12 protein-coding genes and 1 pseudogene are annotated in these 14371 nt (G+C 66.6%); 6 read left to right on the forward strand and 7 right to left on the reverse strand.

Annotated features, from left to right (window positions below; all coding sequences use genetic code 11):
- Positions 1 to 20: 20 nt before the first annotated feature.
- Positions 21 to 1073, forward strand: a complete 1053-nt coding sequence (locus QCE48_RS25805; protein WP_309783221.1) for an aldo/keto reductase — start codon at positions 21 to 23, stop codon at positions 1071 to 1073.
- Here the strand turns inward: QCE48_RS25805 and QCE48_RS25810 are convergent.
- Genes QCE48_RS25810 through QCE48_RS25820 form a run of 3 tightly spaced genes read right to left on the reverse strand, consistent with a single transcriptional unit; the run spans position 1070 to position 2962 of the window.
- Positions 1070 to 1585, reverse strand: a complete 516-nt coding sequence (locus QCE48_RS25810) for a GNAT family N-acetyltransferase (RefSeq protein WP_309783222.1) — start codon at positions 1583 to 1585, stop codon at positions 1070 to 1072. The genes QCE48_RS25805 and QCE48_RS25810 overlap by 4 nt on opposite strands.
- The gene (locus tag QCE48_RS25815; RefSeq protein ID WP_309783224.1) at positions 1582 to 2043 is read right to left on the reverse strand and encodes a YaiI/YqxD family protein; all 462 of its coding nucleotides are present in this window, start codon (positions 2041 to 2043) and stop codon (positions 1582 to 1584) included. Before QCE48_RS25815 ends, QCE48_RS25810 begins: the two co-directional genes overlap by 4 nt.
- Before the next feature lie 52 nt (positions 2044 to 2095).
- Positions 2096 to 2962, reverse strand: a complete 867-nt coding sequence (locus QCE48_RS25820; RefSeq protein ID WP_309783226.1) for an SDR family oxidoreductase — start codon at positions 2960 to 2962, stop codon at positions 2096 to 2098.
- A 131-nt stretch (positions 2963 to 3093) separates the two neighbouring features.
- On the opposite strand from QCE48_RS25820, the gene QCE48_RS25825 reads away from it, so the two are divergent.
- Positions 3094 to 3924, forward strand: a complete 831-nt coding sequence (locus QCE48_RS25825) for an alpha/beta hydrolase (protein ID WP_309783228.1) — start codon at positions 3094 to 3096, stop codon at positions 3922 to 3924.
- 86 nt (positions 3925 to 4010) lie between these two features.
- Entirely contained in the window at positions 4011 to 5192 is a 1182-nt protein-coding gene (locus tag QCE48_RS25830; RefSeq protein ID WP_309783229.1) for a 4-hydroxybenzoate 3-monooxygenase, read from the forward strand.
- Between the two features lie 45 nt (positions 5193 to 5237).
- On the opposite strand, the gene QCE48_RS25835 is transcribed toward QCE48_RS25830, so the two are convergent.
- Positions 5238 to 7448: an amylo-alpha-1,6-glucosidase gene (locus tag QCE48_RS25835; RefSeq protein ID WP_309783231.1), complete on the reverse strand. Its 2211-nt coding sequence runs from the start codon at positions 7446 to 7448 to the stop codon at positions 5238 to 5240.
- Between the two features lie 234 nt (positions 7449 to 7682).
- Here QCE48_RS25835 and QCE48_RS25840 point away from each other — a divergent pair, with 234 nt between their 5' ends.
- The gene (locus QCE48_RS25840; RefSeq protein ID WP_309783233.1) at positions 7683 to 8477 is read left to right on the forward strand and encodes a sulfite exporter TauE/SafE family protein; all 795 of its coding nucleotides are present in this window, start codon (positions 7683 to 7685) and stop codon (positions 8475 to 8477) included.
- 303 nt (positions 8478 to 8780) lie between these two features.
- Positions 8781 to 10463 (forward strand): acid phosphatase, encoded by a 1683-nt coding sequence (locus QCE48_RS25845; RefSeq protein ID WP_309783234.1) that lies wholly within the window; start codon positions 8781 to 8783, stop codon positions 10461 to 10463.
- A 31-nt stretch (positions 10464 to 10494) separates the two neighbouring features.
- Here QCE48_RS25845 and QCE48_RS25850 read toward each other — a convergent pair.
- The 3 genes and pseudogenes from QCE48_RS25850 to QCE48_RS25860 form a co-directional block, all read right to left on the reverse strand.
- Positions 10495 to 11942 (reverse strand): annotated as a pseudogene (locus tag QCE48_RS25850) (HdeD family acid-resistance protein).
- A gap of 69 nt (positions 11943 to 12011) precedes the next feature.
- Positions 12012 to 12404 carry a RidA family protein gene (locus QCE48_RS25855; RefSeq protein WP_309783235.1) on the reverse strand — a complete coding sequence of 131 codons (393 nt, stop codon included), beginning with the start codon at positions 12402 to 12404 and terminating at the stop codon, positions 12012 to 12014.
- Positions 12405 to 12447: 43 nt separating this feature from the next.
- Positions 12448 to 13338 carry a LysR family transcriptional regulator gene (locus QCE48_RS25860; protein WP_309783236.1) on the reverse strand — a complete coding sequence of 297 codons (891 nt, stop codon included), beginning with the start codon at positions 13336 to 13338 and terminating at the stop codon, positions 12448 to 12450.
- Positions 13339 to 13439: 101 nt separating this feature from the next.
- Between QCE48_RS25860 and QCE48_RS25865 the strand changes: the two genes are divergently transcribed.
- Positions 13440 to 14333 carry an NAD-dependent epimerase/dehydratase family protein gene (locus tag QCE48_RS25865; RefSeq protein WP_309783238.1) on the forward strand — a complete coding sequence of 298 codons (894 nt, stop codon included), beginning with the start codon at positions 13440 to 13442 and terminating at the stop codon, positions 14331 to 14333.
- Positions 14334 to 14371 lie beyond the last annotated feature (38 nt).

Below are 14371 nucleotides of genomic sequence, written 5' to 3' on the forward strand. Positions count from 1 at the left end.
CAGCCATTGAGGAGCAGTCCATGCGCTACAGAAAATTCGGCAATACCGGTCTCTTCGTTTCGGAACTGTGCCTCGGCACGATGACCTTCGGCGGCGGAAGCGGCGGCATCTGGGACAACATCGGTCAGCTCCAGCAGGCGGACGCCGACACGCTGATCGGCCGCTCGCTCGACGCGGGCATCAATTTCATCGATACCGCCGATGTCTACGCCGACGGCCAGTCCGAGATCATCACCGGCCAGGCGCTGAAAAACCTCAAGGTGCCGCGCGAGAACGTCGTCGTCGCGACGAAGATTCACGGCGAAACCGGCACCAAAAGCGTGAATTCGCGGGGCGGCTCGCGCTTTCACATCATCGACGGCGTGAAGGCGAGCCTGAAGCGCCTGCAACTCGATCACGTCGACCTGTACCAGATTCACGGTTTCGATCCGGCCACGCCGATCGAAGAGACGCTGCGCGCGCTCGACAACCTCGTGCAGCACGGCCATGTGCGCTACATCGGCGTGTCGAACTGGGCGGCGTGGCAGATCGCGAAGGCGCTCGGCATTTCCGAGCGGCTCGGGCTGGCGCGTTTCGAGTCGCTACAGGCGTATTACACGATCGCCGGGCGCGACCTGGAACGCGAAGTCGTGCCGCTCCTGAACAGCGAGAACGTCGGCTTGCTGGTGTGGAGTCCGCTCGCGGGCGGCCTGCTCTCGGGCAAGTACACGCGTGAAGGCGGCAAGGAGGAAGGCAGCCGCCGCACCAAGTTCGATTTCCCGCCGGTGAATGTCGAGCGCGCTTACGACTGCGTCGACGCGATGCGCAGCATGGCCGAAGCGAAAGGCGTTTCGGTCGCGCAGATCGCGCTCGCGTGGCTCCTGCATCAGAAGGCGGTGACGAGCGTGATCATCGGGGCGAAGCGCGTCGAGCAGCTCGACGACAACATCGCCGCGACCCGCGTGCGTCTGAACGAAGACGAACTCGCGGCGCTCGACGAAGTGAGCCAGTTGCCGGCCGAATATCCCGGCTGGATGCTGGCGCGCGTCGGCGAATACCGTTTCAAGCAGTTGAGGGAAGCGGCTGATTATTAAGCCGTTTTGCCGAACGGCAGCGTCATCAGCAGCGAGTCGTGATAGACGCCGTCGATCTTGAGCGCGCGCGGTTCGCGGGCGAACGGCTCGAAACCCGCCGCGCGATAGAGCCGGATGGCCGCTTCGTTGTCCGGCGCGACGACCAGCTGCACTTCTTCGACGACGTCGCGCGCATGCTCCAGCACCCGCGCGACGATCGCCGCCGCCAATCCCGTGCCGCGCGCGGCCGGGCGCACGTACATGCCCCACAGCATGCCCTTGTGCCGGAGCTTGGCGTGCGCCGGCACGAGCAGCCCGGCGATACCCGCGAGCGTGCCGTCGGGAAGCGAGCCGCCGAATACCGCGTGGTCCGCGATGCGCGCCTCGAACCACGCGAGCGGCTCGATCGCTTCGTCGTCGTAAGAGGCGCCGAAGCCGTCCGGATGCAAGCGCAATCCCTCCAGACGGATGTCGCGATAAGCGACGGAATCCGCGGGCGTCAGCCGGCGCAACGTGAAGGCGGACGCATTCATTTCGGCCGCGACGCGCGGTACTTCGACAGAAGGCGGTCGAGTTGCGCGGCGAACTGCTTGCCGTCGCGCGGACTGTAAGGCGACGGTCCGCCCGTCTCGACGCCCGTACTGCGCAACTGATCCATCATCGAACGCATGGTCAGCCGCTCCTCGATGTTCTCCGCGCTGAACCATTCGCCGCGCGGGTCGAGCGCGTGCGCGCCCTTCGCGAGCACGCTCGCCGCGAGCGGAATGTCGGCGGTGATCACGAGATCGCCCGGCGCTGCCATCTCGACGATGCGCGCGTCGGCCACGTCGAAGCCCGACGGCACCTGCACCGAGCGGATGAACGGCGACGGCGGCGTGCGCAGATACTGATTCGCGACGAGCGTCACCGACACCTCGACGCGCGGCCCCGCTCGAAACAGGATGTCCTTGACGATGGCGGGACACGCGTCGGCGTCGACGAGAATTTGCATGGCGTCACCTGGGCATTGGGGCTGGTCATCATACCGGGTGGCGCCATTTTTCTCAGATGATCGGCTTGCCGCCCGTCACGGCGACGGTCGCGCCCGAGGTGTAGCTCGATTCGTCGGAGGCCAGCATCACGTAGGCGGCGGCGAGTTCGGCCGGCTGGCCGGCGCGCTTCATCGGCACTTGCGAGCCGAAATTCTTGACTTTCTCGGGCGGCATCGTCGACGGGATCAGCGGCGTCCAGATCGGACCCGGCGCGACGCAGTTCGCGCGGATGCCCTTTTCGGCGAGCAGCTGCGCGAGGCCGCCGGTGAAGTTCTGGATCGCGCCCTTGGTCGTCGCGTAGGCGATGAGGCCGGGATTCGGCGCGTCGGCGTTGACCGAACTCGTGTTGACGATCGCGCTGCCCGGCTTCAAATGCGGCAGCGCGGCCTTGATGATGCGAAACATCGCGCCGATGTTGGTCGAAAAGGTCTTGTCCCACTCGTCGTCGCTGATGTCTTCGAGGCCGTCGTAGGTCATCTGATAGGCCGCGTTATTCACGATCACGTCGATGCCACCGAACTTCTCCACCGTTTTCGCGACCAGATCGCGGCAGTGCGCGCGATCCGTGATGTCGCCGGGCAAAAGCAACGCGCGCCGCCCCGCTTCCTCGACCCAGCGCGCGGTTTCCTGCGCGTCGTCGTCTTCGTTCAGATAGGCGATGGCGACGTCGGCGCCCTCGCGCGCGTAGGCGATCGCGACCGCCCGGCCGATGCCGCTGTCCGCGCCGGTGACGAGCGCGACCTTTCCGGCGAGGCGGCCGCTGCCCTTGTAGGATTTTTCGCCGTGGTCGGGCTGCGGGTTCATCGGCGCGGTCAGGCCGGGCTGGCGGTCCTGCTGCTGATCGGGAAACGGCGGGGTCGGATAAGAATGCTCGGTCATGGCGGTTCTCCTGATCGGTTGTCGAAGTGATACCCGGACCTTTTTTTAGCAAGCGCCGGGCCTGTCGTGGTCGCGCCGAACGCCTAGACTCGTTGATACGCAACGTCTTCGAATGGGCGCGAACCTCACGCATGACCGATTCCGTCACCCTTCCCGCGACCGTTTCACGCGACGCCGTTACGGTCGAATACGAATGGCTCGCCCACGAGGGCCGCGACGCGCCCATTGCCGTGTTTCTGCACAAAGGCGGCGCGCCGGACGAAACGTCCGATGACTGGCCGATCGCGCTCGGCCGGGCGCTGAATCGCGCGCTCGGCATCCGCGGACTGGTTCTTTGCCGACCACGCAGCGGCTGGCCCGCTTCCGTACACGCTCACCCGCATCCCTGGCCCATCGACCTGCTGCGCCGGCAGGCGTGCGACATCCTGCCCGGACTGCTCGACGCCCTCGACATCGATCCCGCGCGCCGACGCCGCATGTGGATCGTGGGCGCGCGCGACGGCGCGACCATCGCGTTGCTTTATGCGATCGCGCATCCGGACGCGCTGGCGGGCGCAGCACTGATCGCGCCGCAGGTTTTCGCGGAACCTGCGCGCACGGAGGACTTGCTCGGCGCGCGCGCCACTTTCGAAACGACGAACCTGCACAAACGCCTCGGGCGCTTCCACGGCGAGACCCTCGCGACACATGACGCTGCGCCCGCGAAGACGCCGCCCGAGCCGTCGCTCGTCAACTGGAACCTCGAAGGCGAACTGGATGCGATCCGCTGCCCGCTGCTCGCCCTTTCCGCGAACGCCGACGAGGACCACGGCACCGCCCGTCATCTCGATGCGCTTCGGCTGCATGCCACGCGCGTCTGTCCGCTGGAGATCCCGCCCGCACCGCCCGTAGACAGAGACGCGCTGATCGATACGATCGTGCGCTTCATCGCGCGCTGCACCCTCTATCTCAAAATTAGATAGGCGCTATGCGCCGTATCGCGTTGCGCGATACGGGCGGGCGGCATGACACTGTCTTCACAAAATCACACGCATTCATGGAGACAATCATGCGTACTCAAGTCGGCATCATCGGTGCGGGCCCTGCTGGCCTTCTGCTCTCCCATCTCCTCCATCTTCGCGGCATCGACTCGGTCGTGCTCGAAGCGCGCAGCCAGCACGACATCGAATCGACGATCCGCGCCGGCGTGCTCGAGCAGGGCACGATGGACCTGCTGAACGAGGCTGGCCTCGGCGCGCGGATGCAGGCCGAAGGCGCCCTGCACCACGGCTTCGAGCTGGCGTTCGAAGGACAGCGCCGCCGCATCGCGCTCACCGACCTGACCGGCCATTCGATCACCGTCTACGCGCAGCACGAGGTCATCAAGGATCTGGTGGCCGCGCGCATCGCAGCGGACGGCGCGCTGAAGTTCAACGTCTCCAACGTTTCGGTGCACGACTTCGACGATGCCGCCGACGCCAAACCGCGCATCAAATATCGCCACGAAGACCGCGACGAAGAACTGGAATGCGACTTCATCATCGGCTGCGACGGTTCGCAAGGCGTCGCGCGCGGCTCGATTCCGCAGGCGCTGCGCCACGATTACCAGAAGATCTATCCGTTCGGCTGGTTCGGCATTCTGGTGGAAGCGCCGCCCTCGTCGGAAGAACTTATCTACGCGCGGCACGATCGCGGTTTCGCGCTCATCAGCACACGCTCGCCCGGCATCCAGCGCATGTATTTCCAGTGCGACCCGAAGGATACGGCCGACGCGTGGTCGGACGATCGCATCTGGGCGGAACTCCACGCGCGCGTCGATACGGCGGACGGCTGGCAGATCACCGAGGGGAAGATCTTCCAGAAGAACATCGTCGGCATGCGCAGTTTCGTTTCCACGCCGATGCAGTGCGGCCAGCTCTTCCTCGCAGGCGACGCCGCGCACATCGTGCCGCCGACGGGCGCCAAGGGCCTGAACCTCGCCGTCTCCGACGTGAAAGTGCTGACGGCGGCGCTCGTCGCGTTCTATGAGGAAGGCCGCGGCGACAGGCTCGCGGGCTACACCGAGACGGCGCTCAAGCGCGTCTGGCGCGCGGAGCATTTCTCGTGGTGGATGACGCGCATGCTGCACAAGCTCGACGACACGTCGCCGTTCGAGCAGCGTCTGCAGGTGGCAGAGCTGGAACACGTGACGACTTCGCGCGCCGCCGCGACGGCGCTCGCGGAAAATTACGTGGGAAGCGTGGCAGTTTGACCGCGAAGGTGGCTGCGGACGGTTTCCGTGCGCAGCCGCCCGACGTTACAGCAGCGCGATAACGCGCACCTCCCCCTCCACCGACGGCACGACCTGCCCGCCCACGCGCCGGAACGTGATCGACACGGTCCGCTCGCCGACGCGCAAATCGCCGATCTCAAGCCAGTCGATGCCATCCGGCAGTTGCGGCCGGTCGATCCGCACTTCGTCGCGCGCGGCGTCGATCGTCAGGCCGAGACAGGCTTCCAGAATCATGAACGGCGCGCCCGCCGCCCACGCCTGCGGCAAACACGCGACCGGATAGGCGATCGGCTTCTCGCCGCGCTGGCGCGTGAAGCCGCAGAAGAGCTCGGGCAGCCTCATGTCGAAGGTCACCGCCGCTTCGAACAACGCCTGCAACAGCCGCACGGCGCCGCCCCGATCGCCGTAGCGGGCGAGGCCTCGCGCGCACATCGCGGTGTCGTGCGGCCAGACCGAGCCGTTGTGATACGACATCGGGTTGAAGCGCGGCTGGCTCGCGGCCAGCGTGCGCACGCCCCAGCCCGTGTGAAACAGTGTCGATTCCAGTTGCCGCGCGACCGCTTCGCCGCGCTCGCGCTCGACCAGATCGAACGCGAGCAGATGCCCCGCATTCGACGCCAGGACGCGGCACAACTCGCCGTGTCCGTCGAGCGCGATGCCGTAGAACTGCGACTCGGGCATCCAGTACATCGCCTCGACGCGATCGCGGATGTTCTGCGCGCGCGCTTCGTATTCGATCGCGTCGTCCTTGGCGCCGCGCTGGCGGGCGAGACGCGCCATCGTCGCGAATGCCGTCGCCGCATAGCCCTGCACCTCGACAAGCGCGATCGGGCCATCGGGGAAGCGGCCGTCTGCGTGAAAGACGGAATCCTGGCTGTCCTTCCAGCCCTGGTTCGCGAGACCGTGTTCGGACGCCCGCTGATAATCGAGCAGGCCGAACGCGTTCTTGTCGCAGTGGCGCGCGATCCACTGCGTGGCGAGTTGCAGCGACGGCCACAGTTCGTCGACGAGCGCGCGGTCGCCGGTTCGCTCCGCATAGGCGCCCGCGAGCACGACGAAGAGCGGCGTGCTGTCGACGCCGCCGTAGTACATCGCGAACGGCACCTCGCCCGTGGCGGCCATTTCGCTCTTGCGCGTTTCGTGCATGATCTTGCCGACTTCGGCATCGCGAAACGCCGAATCCTCGCGCGCCTGATGCGCCGCGAGAAAGCGCAGCACGCCGCGCGCAAGCGACGGCTGCAGCCACAGCATCTGCAGCGACGTGATGATCGCGTCGCGCCCGAACGCCGTCGAGAACCACGGAATGCCCGCGTAGGGATAGGGGCCCGTTTCCAGATCAGTGGTGAGCAAACCGAGATCGGACAGCGAGCGGTCGATCCATTCGCTGAAAAGCGGATTGCTCGACCTCACCCGCGCCGTCGCGCGACGCCGCTCGCGCATGCGCTGATGCGCCTCGACGAGCGCCTCGCGGATCGCGGAACGTCCCGATTCGCGCGCGCTTTCCGGCGCTTCGGCGGCGTTCAGCTTGCTCTGTTCGCTTGCGTCGCTGAGCGCGCGCGTGACGGCCGTGACCGAAAGATAGATGGAAATTGCCGTTTCCGACTGGATGTCGAGCGTGTAGTCGGCGCGGCTCGGCGAGAGCGCGTCCGGCGACGGCGTGAACTGGATGCGCGCGGTGCGCTCGACTTCATCGAGGCCTGTGTATTGCAGCACCACCTCGCCGTTCTCGACGACGGGCGGCCGCACCGTGCCGCGCTTCTTGCGCGTGGCGCCGCGCACTTCGAACATGTCGAGGAAGTCGGCGGCGAACGAAATCGACAGCGGCACGGTGGCCGGTTCTGTCCCGTAATTGGTGAGCACGATGCTTTCGTGCAGCACGTGACGCGACAGCACCCGTTTGCGCTCGACGTGGATCACGCCCTCGGGCGTGCGCGCGCCGCCGATGGGCGGCAGCGGATTATTGGTTAGATGCGCGGTGAAGACGGCGTTGTCGCTCGACACGCTGCCCGACAGCAGCGACGGCGCGCGGCCGCCGAAGGTCAGCACCAGTTCCGAGAGCACGCGCGTATCGTTGACGAACAGGCCGTCGTCGGTGCCGCGGATGTCGCCGTTCGCATCGTTGACGGCAAACGTGTTGCCCGATTTCAGCACGAACTGCCGCTCGCTCGCGATATTCGCGTGCTCCGTCGGGATGAACGCGTCGTCGGGATGCGGCGTGAGTTGCTTTGGTTCCATTTGCACCTTCCTGCATGATCGTGAACGAGCGCGAAACCGCGCGTCGAGGCGCCCTATTCTGCGCCTTCGTGCGCGCTTGCCGGCTCGGATTGGCTTGCGCAAAAGAAGCCGTCGGCCGCTACTCTGTATCGGGCCGCGCGGGCCAACTCCGGCCCATCGGGAGCGGGCCGGTCGCCGACCGGCTATCATCGACGGTTTTTCGACCGGCTCACGCCTAACGGGTTCTCCGCGCGAATGTCATTTCCGCATATCGACTTACTTTATTCTGCGTCCGGGCTGGCCGTCGGGTTCCTCGTCGGCTTGACGGGCGTGGGCGGCGGCTCCCTGATGACGCCGCTCCTCGTCCTCCTGTTCGGCATCCACCCGGCCACCGCAGTCGGCACCGACCTGCTCTACGCCGCGGCGACCAAGACGGCCGGGACGCTCGTGCACGGCATCAAGGGCTCGGTCGACTGGCGCATCACCGGCCGGCTCGCCGCAGGCAGCGTGCCGGCCGCCGCCATCACGCTCGTTTTGCTGCACTACTACGGCGTGCACTCGCCCGGCGCAGCCCGCGTGATCCAACTGATTCTCGGCACGGCGCTCCTCATCACCGCCGTTTCGCTCGTGTTTCGCCCGCAACTCGCGCGCCTCGCCTATCGCAAGGGAACGGGCCGCCCGGAACATCCGCAGCGCACCGCCGCGTGGACCGTGCTGACCGGCGCGATTCTCGGCGTACTCGTTTCGATCACGTCGGTCGGCGCGGGCGCGATCGGCGTGACCGTGCTCCTGCTGCTCTATCCGCGCCTTGCGACGGCCCGCATCGTCGGCTCGGACATCGCGCACGCCGTGCCGCTCACGCTGATCGCGGGCACCGGCCACTGGATGCTCGGTTCAGTCGACTGGGCGCTGCTCGCCTCGCTCCTCGTCGGCTCGCTGCCCGGCATCGCGATCGGCAGCATGCTCTCTTCAAAGGCGCCGGAGGCCCTTCTGCGCAATGTGCTCGCCGCGACGCTCCTTCTGGTCGGCGTGAAGCTCGTGCTCAGTTGATCAGTCGAATTCGTCGCTTGGTTGATAGTAGTCGCGTGCGATGACGGTTTCCAGTCGGCCAAAAGGTGTAGGCGAATCGCACATTCGTGCTTTTATTCATTTTGGCGTACTCCGTTCGGCCAGCTTTTCGGCGCCGCGCTTTCCGGGCAAGATGCGGTTCACCTGCTGTTGCGGGCGGCGCGCCGGGGTAAGCACCGGGTTCTGATCGGTTGGCGCGTCGGGCCGGATTGACCATAATGCCTGGCGCGCGCCGCCGCGCGTCCACGCAACTATCTTGCTTGGGACCAGCGTAAGGAGCCAGCGATGAGCCAGAACGACGATCCGCGTGACGACCTCCCTCCTCAAAGCGACGCGCCCGCGGACCCCGCGCGCCGACGCCTGCTTGCCGCCGGCGTCGGTCTCGCGGGCCTGTCGCTCGGCGGCTGCAACTTATTTGAGCCGAAGCCGGCCGCGCCCAAGACCGCCGCCGATCTCGCGCTCGACCGCACGCTGCAGGCGAAGGTGCGCCGCATCGTCGTGATTTACGCGGAAAATCGCAGCTTCACGAACCTGTACGGCGACTTTCCGGGCGTTCAGTATCCGCTCGCTTCCGTGCCGTCTGCGCGCTATATCCAGCTCGACCGCGACGGCCGCACGCCCCTTCCCACGCTGCCGGCCATCTGGGGCGGCCTCGTGCCCGAGGCGCAGGAGGTGAACGGCAAGCGCTATGCGATTTCGGAGAAACAGATCGCAGGGCTCGCGAATTCGCCGTTCCGCCTTTCGGATGCGCAGGGCGAGCCGCTACCGAACGGCGTCATCACGCGCGATCTCGTCCACCGCTTCTATCAGAACCAGATGCAGATCAACGCGGGGCGCAATAACCAGTTCGCCGCGTGGGGCGATTCCGGCGGCCTCGTGATGGGCCACTACCGCAATTCCGCCGATACGCTGCGCCTCTGGGGCCTGGCGAGCCAGTACACGCTCTGCGACAACTTCTTCATGTCCGCGTTCGGCGGCTCGTGGCTCAATCACATCTTCCTGATTTCAGCGCAGGCGCCGTTCTACCCGAACGTGGAAAGCGGCCCGGCGTCGAAGCTCGTTTCGGTCGTGGAAGGCGACGATCTCACCGGCACGCGCCTGAAGCTCGCCCCCGATTCGCCGAAATCGGCGCTGGAAGGCCCGCCCAAGTACGTGCGCGACGGCGCGCTGACGGCAGACGGCTACGCGGTCAATACGATGGCGCCGCCGTTTCAGCCGAGCAACGTGCGTCCGGCCGAACATGGCGATCCGATGGTGGCCGACCCCGCGAATCCGCGCGTGCTCCCACCCCAGGATTACGCGACGATCGGCGACCGGCTTTCGGCCAAGGGCGTCGACTGGGCGTGGTACAGCGGCGCATGGCAGTACGCACTCGACCATGCGGACACTGGCTCGGTGCCCGATTTCCAGTATCACCACCAGCCGTTCAACTACTTCCGCAACTTCGCGCCGGGCACGCAGGCGCGCGCGCAGCATCTGCGCGACGGCGGTATCGGCGACGATCCGTCGACCAACAAGCTGCTCGCCGACATCGACGCCGGCCGCCTGCCCGCCGTCACGTTCTACAAGCCGCAGGGCAATCTGAACATGCACGCCGGATATGCGGACGTGGAGTCCGGTGACCGGCATATCGCGAACGTGATCGAGCATATCCGGCGCGGGCCGCAGTGGGAAAACACCGTGGTAATCGTCACGGTCGACGAGAACGGCGGATGGTGGGACCACGTCTCGCCGCCGAAGGGCGATCGCTGGGGACCGGGTTCGCGCATTCCCGCGCTCGTGATCTCGCCTTATGCGAAGAAGGGTTTCGTCGACCATACGGTCTACGACACGAACTCGATCCTGCGCTTCATCTCGCGCGTGCACGATCTCCCGCCGCTCGACGGCGTCGCGGCGCGCGACCGCGCGTTCGCCGCGAATGGCGAAGCGCCGCTCGGCGACATGACATCGGCGCTGGATCTGGCGTAAGCGGGGGCGTCGGGGCGAACTTGGGCAAGCGCTAAGAGGAAGCCCGCCCCGCCCGTGCGTCCGCTGCATCGACGGCTTCCTGCCGCCAGCCGCGCCGCGTGCGCATCATCCGCCGCAGCGCGAGCCGCGCCATCTTGAGCCAACCGAACGGACGCGGATCGGCGAGCATGCTGAGCGCCCGCGCGTAGTCGAGCGTGAGGCCGGCGTCCAGGCCATCGTCGCCGCGCGCTTGCGCAGTTGCGCCGCGACCCACAGTTCCGGCGTCACGATGAGCCGCCAGAATGCGCGCCAGCCCGTATCGCGGCCATGAAAGTTGCCGACCGAGCCTTCGAGCGCCGCCTCCAGCGCATTCGACACCGTGCTCGAACAGTTGCGGTACGTGAGGTTGTAGGTCAGGTCCTGCCGGTACGCGTCCCAGAATTCATGGAGGCGCGCCGGGCTGTAATTGCGGATGCGCACCTTCGTCGTCGATTCGCACCAGGCCTTCGATTCCGTCGCGTAGTCCGGCTGGAAGACGCCCGGCACATCGTTTTCGCGGGTCGCGCGCAGGATGCGGCCGAATTCGTCCGGCGAGCGGTCGATCTCAACGCCCGGATACAGGCTGATGTAGATGCCCTCGGGCGACTCCAGCGCCGCGTGGCCGGTCGAGATCACGCCGTTGGCATCGACCGCCGCGATGTAGCGATCGACGATGAGCGCGCGCTGCGCCTGCGCGCGCGCCGATCCGACCGGCGTCCAGACATGAACCGTCAGCGCTTTTTCATCGGGCGCGGGCGGGCCGTCCCATTCGAACGGCGTATCGGCGGCGTCGGCATCAGCATCGGTGGCGGTCGCGGCGCGCGCTTCGGCGGATCGGGAGGCGATCGTATGATCGGCGATCACGTCGTCGGACAGACGCAGCGTGCGTTTGCGCTCCGCCGGGAGACGCCGTAGCGCACGCACGCGCAGAGCGATCCACAGCAGGTTCCAGCCGCCGAACGCGAGACCGAGACCCAGGCAGTAAGGCGCCGTGCCGACGTAATGCGTCGGATACGGCTGGAAGAAAAATATCGCGAGCAGGATTTCGACGACCGCCAGCGCGAGCACCACACGCCAGCGCGGATAGCGCACGACGTAAGCCGACGCGGCCTGTAACAACCCGTCGGCGAGAAAGAGCGTGCCGAAGATCATCGAGAGCACGAAGTTGCCGTGGTGATGTCCGGCGAGGATCAGCGCCGCCGCGACCACCACGGCGACGCCCTTCACGTAGCGCAGCACGCGTTGCCCGCCCGCGCCCGTCCAGGCGACCGCGAGCGTGGCGAGCCCTTCCGCGAGCAGCAGATAGGCGAGGAGCTGCATCGGGAAGTAAATGGCGTTGTCGAGTGCGTCGACAAAAAGACCTACGCCCGTCACGAGCCAGATGAGCCCGACGACGAAAAGTGTGCGCCAGCGCTTGCGCAGATAGTCGACGCCGAGGAGAAGCATGACGAGCTGAACCATGACGCAACCCGTAGTGACTGGACATCGGAATGATAAAGCGCCGTTCGGCCGCGCCAAACTGAACGAAAACTAGTCGCGCTCGACCCACGCCCGCGCGGCAATCTCCAGCAGGTAGCCGTAGTGCAGCGCGCCGACCGGCACGACCGCCCGCGCCGGCTTCCAGTCGCCGAAATGGCGCGCGTAGATCGCGTTGAACGCCTGCCAGTGCTCCACGCCGACGAGATAAACCGTCACCTCGATGCAGTCCTTCAATTCCGCGCCCGCCGCCGCGAGCACCGCGCGCAGATTGGACAAGGTCTGCTCGGCCTGCACGGCAAACGGTTCCGAACCGGTGTGCGTGCCGTCGGGGCGCATTGGCAACTGGCCCGACACGCAGATGAGATTGCCCGCGCGTGTCGCGTGGCTGTAGTGGCCGGCGGGCATCGGCAGGTCGGGGGCGTTGATGGCTTCGATCATCGTCATGGCGCTCGGTCGGGTCGGAAGGAAAAGCATACGCAGCCGCGTCTCACGCCGCCAGCTTCGCCGCCAGAAAATCGAGAAACGCACGCGCGCGCGCCGCCATCGACGCGCTCTGGTAATACACCGCGTTGATCGGCAGGCGGACGTCCGCGAGCGCGTGATCGAGCAGCGGGCGCAGGCGGCCGGCGGCGACGTCGGCGGCCGTCATGAACTCCGACAGACACGCGATCCCGCCGTCGAACAACGCCAGTTGCCGGATCGTTTCGCCGCTCGACGCCGCTACGCTCGGCGTGATGGTGACGAACGTGCCGCCGCGGCCGTCGCGCAACGGCCAGTCGTTCAGGCTTTCCGGCGCCGTGAAACCGATCAGCCGCTGACGCAGCAATTCGTCGACGTCGCGCGGTTCGCCGTGTTCGGCCAGATAGCCCGGGCTCGCGAGCACGCGCCAGCGCGTGCTGCCGAGCGAACGCGCGTGCAACGTCGAATCCTGCAGCGCGCCGAGCCGGATCGCGATGTCCACGCGCTGCTCCATCAGATCGACGATGCGTTCGTTGCTCGTCAGCTCCAGCCCGATTTCGGGATAGAGCGCGGCGAACGCCTTCACGTGCGGCACGATGCAATGCAGCATGAACGGCGAGGCGGCATCGACCCGCAATCGCCCCGCCGGCCGCTCGCGATGCCGTGCGATCGACTCCTCGGCGTCGTCCATCGCGGCGAGAATCGCCCGGGCGCGCGCGAGAAACAGTTCGCCTTCGTCGGTCAATTGCAGACGGCGCGTCGTGCGGCGCACCAGCGTGGCGTCGAGCTTCCTTTCCAGCCGCGTGAGCGCCCGGCTCACGCCGGAAACGGTCTGCTGCAAGGCTTCCGCCGCCGCCGTGATCGAACCGCAGTCGATCACGCTCACGAAAACCTGCAACTCGTCGGTGTTCGTCTTCATTGTTGATTCTGAATCAATATTGATTTGAGACTAGCACGGTTTTTGCGAAAGTCGAATGGGCCGATACTGCCATCCATCAACTCATCCACCGGAGCAGCAACATGAAAATTTTTGTCACAGGCGCAGGCGGTTTCATCGGCGGTTCAATCGCGGCGGGTCTCGCGCGCGACGGCCATCAGGTTCGCGGGCTCGTGCGCCGCGCGGAGCAATCGGACGAACTGAAGCGCCTCGGCATCGAGCCGGTGCTCGGCAGTCTCGACGACCGCGCGTTGCTTGTCGCCGAAGCGCGCGCGGCCGATGCCGTCATCAACGCCGCCAGCAGCGACCATCGCGGCGCGGTCGAAGCGCTGATCGACGGGCTCGAAGGCTCGAACAAGCCGCTTCTGCACACGAGCGGTTCGAGCATCGTCGGCGATGCATCCGGCGGCGAGTCGTCCGAAGCGATTTACGCCGAGGACGACCTGCCCGAGCCGACCGCCGACAAGGCGCCGCGCGTGGCGATCGACCGGCTCGTGCTCGACGCGGCGCAGCGCGGCGTGCGCTCGGCCGTGCTCTGCAACACGCTGATCTACGGGCACGGCGCGATTCCGACGGCCGCGAGCGTGCAGTTGCCGCGTCTTTTGCGACAGGCGCACAAGAGCGGCGTCGTGCGACACGTGGGACCGGGCCGCAACATCTGGTCGAACGTGCATATCGACGATGTCGTCGATGCGTATCGCCGCGCGCTCGACAAGACGCCCGCCGGCACGTTCTATTTTGTCGAAAGCGGCGAGGCGTCGTTTCGCGAGATGACGACCGCGATGGCCGAGGTGCTCGGTCTGGGCGCGCCGCAGGACTGGCCGCTCGAAGACGCGAAGCAGGAATGGGGTTACGAGATGGCGTCGTATGGGCTCGGCTCGAACAGCCGCGTGCGCGGCCGGCACGCGCGCGAACTGCTCGGATGGACGCCGAAGCGGACGTCCGTCGTCGAGTGGATCAAGAAAGAGATGGTCTGAGGCCTCTGAAGGCTCGCTGACCAGAAAGCCGCGCCGGG

It is taken from the genome of Caballeronia sp. LZ024, from assembly GCF_031451455.1.
GTDB lineage: Bacteria > Pseudomonadota > Gammaproteobacteria > Burkholderiales > Burkholderiaceae > Caballeronia > Caballeronia telluris.

What these genes read in the sequence shown, in the direction of transcription:
- QCE48_RS25805 (WP_309783221.1), top strand. Translation starts at nt 21, where the DNA reads ATGCGCTACAGAAAATTCGGCAATACCGGTCTCTTCGTTTCGGAACTG.
- QCE48_RS25810 (WP_309783222.1), bottom strand. Translation starts at nt 1,585, where the DNA reads ATGAATGCGTCCGCCTTCACGTTGCGCCGGCTGACGCCCGCGGATTCC.
- QCE48_RS25815 (WP_309783224.1), bottom strand. Translation starts at nt 2,043, where the DNA reads ATGCAAATTCTCGTCGACGCCGACGCGTGTCCCGCCATCGTCAAGGAC.
- QCE48_RS25820 (WP_309783226.1), bottom strand. Translation starts at nt 2,962, where the DNA reads ATGACCGAGCATTCTTATCCGACCCCGCCGTTTCCCGATCAGCAGCAG.
- QCE48_RS25825 (WP_309783228.1), top strand. Translation starts at nt 3,094, where the DNA reads ATGACCGATTCCGTCACCCTTCCCGCGACCGTTTCACGCGACGCCGTT.
- QCE48_RS25830 (WP_309783229.1), top strand. Translation starts at nt 4,011, where the DNA reads ATGCGTACTCAAGTCGGCATCATCGGTGCGGGCCCTGCTGGCCTTCTG.
- QCE48_RS25835 (WP_309783231.1), bottom strand. Translation starts at nt 7,448, where the DNA reads ATGGAACCAAAGCAACTCACGCCGCATCCCGACGACGCGTTCATCCCG.
- QCE48_RS25840 (WP_309783233.1), top strand. Translation starts at nt 7,683, where the DNA reads ATGTCATTTCCGCATATCGACTTACTTTATTCTGCGTCCGGGCTGGCC.
- QCE48_RS25845 (WP_309783234.1), top strand. Translation starts at nt 8,781, where the DNA reads ATGAGCCAGAACGACGATCCGCGTGACGACCTCCCTCCTCAAAGCGAC.
- QCE48_RS25855 (WP_309783235.1), bottom strand. Translation starts at nt 12,404, where the DNA reads ATGACGATGATCGAAGCCATCAACGCCCCCGACCTGCCGATGCCCGCC.
- QCE48_RS25860 (WP_309783236.1), bottom strand. Translation starts at nt 13,338, where the DNA reads ATGAAGACGAACACCGACGAGTTGCAGGTTTTCGTGAGCGTGATCGAC.
- QCE48_RS25865 (WP_309783238.1), top strand. Translation starts at nt 13,440, where the DNA reads ATGAAAATTTTTGTCACAGGCGCAGGCGGTTTCATCGGCGGTTCAATC.